6 protein-coding genes are annotated in these 6693 nt (G+C 63.4%); all 6 read right to left on the bottom strand.

Annotated elements, in window-relative coordinates:
* Positions 1–59: 59 nt before the first annotated feature.
* The gene (locus AC5DC2_RS16960) at positions 60–560 is read right to left on the bottom strand and encodes a GNAT family N-acetyltransferase (RefSeq protein ID WP_491699327.1); all 501 of its coding nucleotides are present in this window, start codon (positions 558–560) and stop codon (positions 60–62) included.
* 61 nt (positions 561–621) lie between these two features.
* Positions 622–2451, bottom strand: a complete 1830-nt coding sequence (glmS, locus tag AC5DC2_RS16965) for a glutamine--fructose-6-phosphate transaminase (isomerizing) (protein WP_491699328.1) — start codon at positions 2449–2451, stop codon at positions 622–624.
* Between the two features lie 24 nt (positions 2452–2475).
* Entirely contained in the window at positions 2476–3837 is a 1362-nt protein-coding gene (gene glmU, locus AC5DC2_RS16970) for a bifunctional UDP-N-acetylglucosamine diphosphorylase/glucosamine-1-phosphate N-acetyltransferase GlmU (protein WP_491699329.1), read from the bottom strand.
* Positions 3838–3994: 157 nt separating this feature from the next.
* Positions 3995–5071, bottom strand: a complete 1077-nt coding sequence (locus tag AC5DC2_RS16975; RefSeq protein WP_024707834.1) for a BMP family ABC transporter substrate-binding protein — start codon at positions 5069–5071, stop codon at positions 3995–3997.
* Between the two features lie 45 nt (positions 5072–5116).
* Entirely contained in the window at positions 5117–6034 is a 918-nt protein-coding gene (locus AC5DC2_RS16980) for an ABC transporter permease (protein WP_024707833.1), read from the bottom strand.
* Positions 6031–6693: ABC transporter permease (locus AC5DC2_RS16985; protein ID WP_491699330.1), on the bottom strand; the 663-nt coding region annotated here is incomplete at its 5' end. The genes AC5DC2_RS16985 and AC5DC2_RS16980, both read right to left, overlap by 4 nt.

A 6693-nucleotide genomic window follows, 5' to 3' on the forward strand; every position in this document is an offset into this window, starting at 1 on the left:
CTGCTCTATCTCTTCCGCCGCGACGAGGCGATCCGCTACCTCAACGCAGGTTGAAGCGCTCAGACTTCGCCAAAAAAAGCGCGATGGAAGGCAACTTCGCCCGTCGGAAGTTCATCGTCGAATGGCAGGACAAGCAAGTTTTCGGCGGGAACGCCCTTGTGCGAGATGCCGGGCTCCGCCCGGAAGCCGAAGCGATGGTAGAAGCCGGGATCCCCGACCAGAACCGCGCCGCGCGCGCCGTCATCCTTCAGGAGCTCCAACCCGCCGAGCATCAGCGCCGAGCCGATCCCCCTGTTCTGATAGTCCGGATCGACGGCAACGGGGCCAATGCCATACCAGCCCCTTGCGCCACCGGAAAAGCCGACCGGAGAAAAGGCGATATGACCGACGATCCGATCGTCTTCCTCCGCCACCAGCGCAAGCGAGAGCGCGCCTGCCCCTCTCAGGCGGCGAATGATATCCGGCTCGCTGCCGTCGCTGTGCGGATGCCCATAAAAGGCCCGGCGCACAAGCGCATCCACGGCACGGACATCGCTAAATTGTTCACGGCGTATCTTCATCTTCGTGATCCTCCTCGTGACGGAGATTATCACATTTGCTAGTCCGGTCGCTTGATCCGCCTCACTCCACGGTGACGGCCTTGGCAAGGTTTCGTGGCTGGTCCGCATCCGTGCCCATGAAGACGGCCGTGTGATAGGCCAGCAGCTGGATCGGCAGGGCGAACACCATGGGCGCGATGAATTCCGGCATATCCGGCAGCACGATCGTTTCCATGGTCTTCAGGTCTGACGCCGCCGCCCCCGCCTCGTCGGTGATGAAGACGATGCGGCCGTCGCGGGCGGCGACCTCCTGCATGTTGGAGACCGTCTTTTCGAAGAAACGGTCATGCGGCGCGATGACAATGACCGGCATGTTTTCGTCGATCAGCGCGATCGGCCCGTGCTTCAGCTCGCCCGCGGCATAGCCCTCGGCATGAATGTAGGTGATTTCCTTCAGTTTCAGCGCGCCTTCCAGCGCCAGCGGATAGCTGGTGCCGCGGCCGAGATAGAGCACGTGATGGAAGCGGGACAGCTCCCGCGCCAGCCGCTCGATCTGCGGCTGGACCGCATGCAGCACCCGGCTCATCAGGCGCGGCACTTCGGAAAGCTGATGGACGAGCCTCTGCTCCTCCTCCGGCGACAGGGTTCCCCGTTCGCGTCCGGCCCTGAGCGCCAGCGATGCCATCAGCGCCAGCTGGCAGGTAAAGGCCTTGGTCGAGGCAACGGAAATCTCCGGCCCGGCGAGAATCGGAAAGACCGCATCGGCCTCGCGGGCAATTGTCGAACCCGTGACGTTGACGAGTGCGCCGGTCTTCACCCCGTTTGCCTTGCAGTAACGCAGCGATGCGAGCGTATCGGCGGTCTCGCCGGACTGGGAGACGAACAGCGCCAGCTGGTCTTGCGCCAACGGCATTTCGCGATAGCGGAATTCCGAGGCGACATCGATCTCGACGGGAAGCCGGGCGAAGCGCTCGATCCAGTATTTGCCGATCAGGCCGGACAGATAGGCGGTGCCGCAGGCTGCGATCGCCAGCTTCGAGACATTGGAGAAATCGATCCCGTCGCCGTCCGTTTGCGCGCGCTGATTGGCAAAGTCGCAATAATGGCCGAGCGTGTGCGAGATCACCTCCGGCTGGTCGAAGATCTCCTTCTCCATGAAGTGGCGATGATTGCCCTTGTCGATCAGCATGGAAGAGAGCTGCAGCGGCTGGCGCTTGCGCGAGACGGGGGCGCCGGAAAAGTCGCAGAACTCGACGCCGTCGCGGTCGACAATAGCCATGTCGCCGTCCTCGAGATAGGAAATTCCCGCGGCAAAGGGTGCAAGCGCGATCGCGTCCGAACCGACATACATTTCCGAGGCGCCGTAGCCGACGGCAAGCGGCGGACCGTAGCGGGCGACATAAAGCGTCTCCGGCCGGTCCTGAAACAGGATCACGAGAGCGAAGGCGCCGGTCACCCTTTGCAGCATGGCGAGCACCGCATCACGGGGCGCAAGGCCTTCGCGGCGATACCTGTCCAGCAGCCTCGCGACAACTTCCGTGTCGGTCTCCGTCTCGAAGACCGCGCCGTCCGCCGCAAGCTCGGCGCGCAGTTCGGCGAAATTCTCGATGATGCCGTTATGGACCACGGCGACGTCGCCGGCAATGTGGGGATGCGCATTGGTCTCGTTCGGCACGCCATGGGTGGCCCAGCGGGTATGGGCTATGCCGGTCACGCCGTCGACCGGATCTTGCGAAAGGCGGGCGCGCAGATTTTCCAGCTTGCCCGGAGCGCGCCTTCTGGAAAGCGCCCCGTCAGGCTCGATGACGGCGATGCCGGCGGAGTCATAGCCACGATATTCCAGGCGCTTCAAAGCATCAACCAGCCGCTCGGCGACGGGCTCGCGGCCGACAATTCCGACAATTCCGCACATTCCGCTGTTCTCTCCGCTGAAATTCTAGGATTTTGATTGCTTCGCCGCCTTGATGGCGCGGGCGCGGGCGCGGATCAGCTCGGCCCGCCCTTCCCGGTTTTCCTGCCGGCCGCGCGCGATCGCCAGCGCATTGTCCGGCACGTCGGTGGTGATGACGCTGCCCGAACCGATATAGGCGCCGTTGCCGATCGCAACGGGGGCGACCAGCGCCGAATTGGAGCCGACAAAGGCATTGTCGCCGATTACGGTCCGCGCCTTGTTGACGCCGTCATAATTGCAGGTGATCGTTCCCGCGCCGATATTCGCCTTCGCGCCGACGCTGGCGTCGCCGATATAGCTCAGATGGTTGACCTTGGCGCCGACGCCGATATCGCCGTTCTTCACCTCGCAGAAATTGCCCACCTTGGCGTCGTCATGCAGCACAGCGCCGGGCCTCAGGCGGGCGAAAGGCCCCACCTGGCTGCCGGATGCGACCGACGCCCCCTCGATATGGCTGAAGGCATGGATGGCGACATTGGCGGCGATGCGCACGCCCGGCCCGAACCAGACATTGGGTTCGATCACCGTGTCGGGGCCGATCTCCGTATCGTAGGACAGGAACACCGTCTCCGGAGCGATCATGGTGACGCCGGAGAGCATCAGTTCGCGACGGCGGCGGACCTGCCATATCCGTTCCAGTTCAGCCAGTTCGGCGCGGTTGTTGCAGCCGAGCACCTCTTGCGGGTCGGCCATCACCACGCTCGCCCGGCCACCCCTTGCAAGCGCCACCTCCACCACGTCGGTCAGATAATACTCGCCCTTGGCGTTGTCGTTGCCGATCGCATCGAGGAATTCGAGCGCGCGCCGACCGTTGATTGCCATCAGGCCGCTGTTGCAGAGCGTTACCGCGCGTTCTTCGGCGCTCGCATCCTTTTCCTCGCGGATTGCCGTCAGCGCCCCTTCTTCCACCAGAAGCCGCCCGTAGCCGGCGGGATCGGCGGCCTCGAAGCCGATCACCACGACATCGCTGCCCTCTGCCAGCGCAGCGCGGGCCCTGTCGAGCGTTTCGGCAGTGATCAAGGGCGTATCGCCATAGGTGACGATGAGGTCATCGAAGCCGGCAGCAATCGCCTCGCGCGCGGCAAGAACGGCATGGGCGGTGCCGAGGCGTTCGGTCTGCTCGAAGGTCCTCAGGGTCTTGTCCGCGGAAGCGCAGGCGGCTGCCACCTTGTCGCCGTCGCGGCCGACGACGAGCACAGTCTCGTCCACGCCGGAACGGGCGACCGTATCGACCACATGAGCCGCCATGGCGCGTCCGGCCACTTCATGCAGCATCTTGGTCTTGTCCGATTTCATCCTGGTGCCGTCGCCGGCGGCAAGAACAATGGCCAGAGCGCTGCGTGACATGAAACCTCCATCTGCGAACCGGTTACCGCTTATAGCGGATTCGTGCCCGAGACCTATTCAAAAATTATGAATTAAGTTTATCCGTTTCGGGCATGAGGCGCGCTGCAACAAAAAAGGCGCCCTTTCGGACGCCTTTCCTGTATCAGTTGTGCCTGGATTACTCCGAACTCGGAATCGTGCCGTCGACGCCTTCAACCAGAACGTTGAGGCCGAGCAGCGTGCCGTCATCGGCGGTCTCGCCTTCGGCAAGCCACGGCGTGCCGTCCTGCAGGGTGACCGGGCCGGTGAACGGCTTCAGTTCGCCGGAGATGATCTTGGCCTCGGTCTCTTCAGCCAGAGCCTTCACGTCATCGGGCATGTTGGTATACGGCGCCATGGACAGGATGCCGTCCTTCAGGCCGTCCCAGCTCTGCTCCGACGTCCAGGTGCCGTCCTGCACCGCCTTGACGCGCTTGATATAGTAAGGCGCCCAGGTATCGAGGATCGCCGTCAGCTGGGTTTCCGGACCGGCCTCGATCATGTCGGACGCCTGGCCAAAGGCCTTGATGCCGCGCTCGGCGGCGATCTGCATCGGCGCGGTCGTGTCCGTGTGCTGCGCCAGGACGTCGACGCCCTGGTCGATCAGCGCCTTGGCGGCGTCAGCTTCGCGGCCCGGGTCGAACCAGGTGTTGGCCCAGACGACCTTGGTCGTGAAGTCGGGGTTGACCGACTGCGCGCCGAGCTGGAAGGCATCGATGCCCATCACGACTTCGGGAATCGGGAAGGAACCGATATAGCCGCCGATGCCGCTTTCGGAGATCGAACCGGCAATGACGCCGGAGATGTAGCGGCCTTCATAGAAACGCGAATTGTAGGTCGCGACATTGTCGGCGGTCTTGAAGCCGGTCGCGTGTTCGAATTTGACATCGGGATATTTGGCGGCGACCTTCAGGGTCGGCTCCATGAAGCCGAACGAGGTGGTGAAGACGATGGTGCAGCCGGACCGAGCCATGCGCTCGATCGCGCGCTCGGCGTCCGGGCCTTCCGGCACGTTCTCGATATAGGCGGTCTCGATGCCGAGCGTGTCTTCCAGCTCCTGACGGGCAATGTCGTGCGCCTGGGTCCAGCCGCCGTCTGTCGCCGAGCCGACATAGACGAAGCAGGCTTTGATGTCTTCCTGGGCGGCAGCACCGGAGGCGGCAAAGCCGGCAATGACAGCCGCGGAGGCGGCGAGAGCGAGTTTCAGGGATTTCATTGTTCACCTCTTTCGGTTTGATCGAAAATGATAAGTCTAGCCTGCCTAGCGGTCCGGCACAAAGGGTTTGCCGAGCGCCGCAGGCGTGTTGATCAGCGTCATCCTGCGGTTCTGCGAGATGATGACGAGGACGAGAATGGTCACGACATAGGGCAGCGCCGAGAGGAACTGCGAGGGAATGGCGATGCCGAAGGCCTGGGCATGAAGCTGGCCGATGGTAACCGCGCCGAAGAGATAGCCGCCGAGCAGCACGCCCCAGGGCCGCCATGAGGCGAAGACCACCAGCGCCAGCGCGATCCAGCCCCTGCCCGCCGCCATGTTTTCCGTCCATTGCGGCGTATAGACCAGCGACAGCTGCGCGCCCGCAAGACCGGCGCAGGCGCCGCCGAACATCACCGCCAGATAGCGGATGCCGATGACATTGATGCCGAGCGCATGGGCCGATGCGTGGCTGTCTCCGACGGCGCGAAGCACAAGGCCCTTGCGCGTCTTGAACAGGAACCAGGAGGTTCCGGCGACGATGGCGATCGACAGGTAGAAGAACAGGTCCTGATCGAACAGAAGCGGCCCGACAAAGGGGATGTCGGAGAGCAGCGGAATGTCGAATGACGGCATTTTCACGCCCGCCCGGCCGACAAGGCTTTCGCCGATCATTGCAGAAAGCCCCTGGCCCAGGATGGTGAGCGCCAGGCCGGTCGCGACCTGGTTTGCGACCAGCGTCAACGTCAGGAAGCCGAATAGCAGCGAGAAGATCGCGCCTGTGGCGAGACCCGCCAGCATGCCGAGATAGGGCGAGCCGGTGGCATGGGCGGCGGCAAAGGCGCCGACGGCGCCCATCACCATCATGCCTTCGACGCCGAGGTTCAGGACGCCGGCGCGTTCGCAGACGAGTTCGCCGATCGCTGCCAGAACCAGCGGCGTGGATGCGGTGATGACGGTCAGGAGAATGGCTTCGACGATCATGACGCTTTCCCCTCGGACGACTTGCCCGCGAAAATCACCCGCACCTTGTAGAGGATCAGCGTGTCGCAGGAGAGAACGAAAAACAGCAGCATGCCCTGGAATACGCGGGTGACCTTGTCGGAGACGCCGAGCGTGAACTGCACGCCTTCCCCGCCGATATAGGTCAGCGCTAGCACAAGACCCGAAACGATCGCGCCGAGCGGATTGAGGCGGCCGAGAAAGGCGACGATGATGGCTGTGAAACCATAACCGGGCGATATCTGCGGCTGGAGATAGCCGAGCGCGCCGGAAATCTCGCTGATGCCGGCAAGCCCTGCCAGTCCGCCCGAGAGCAGGAAACAGAACCAGACCATCTTGCGCGACGAAAAGCCGGCGAACCGTCCTGCCCGCTGCGACTGGCCGATGACGTTGACCTCGAAGCCCTTCAGCGTGAAGCGCATCATGAACCAGACGACGAAAGCGGCCAGGATGGCCAGAGCGAAGCCGTAATGGGCGCGTCCGGACGAGACCATTTCGGGCAGCATGGCGGCATCGACGAAGGCGCGCGTCTGCGGAAAGTTGAAGCCCTGCGGATTGCGCCACGCGCCGCGCACCAGCCAGTCGAGGAAAAGCTGGGCGACATAGACGAGCATCAGCGACGTCAGGATCTCGTTGGTGTA

This window comes from Martelella sp. (assembly GCF_984369615.1).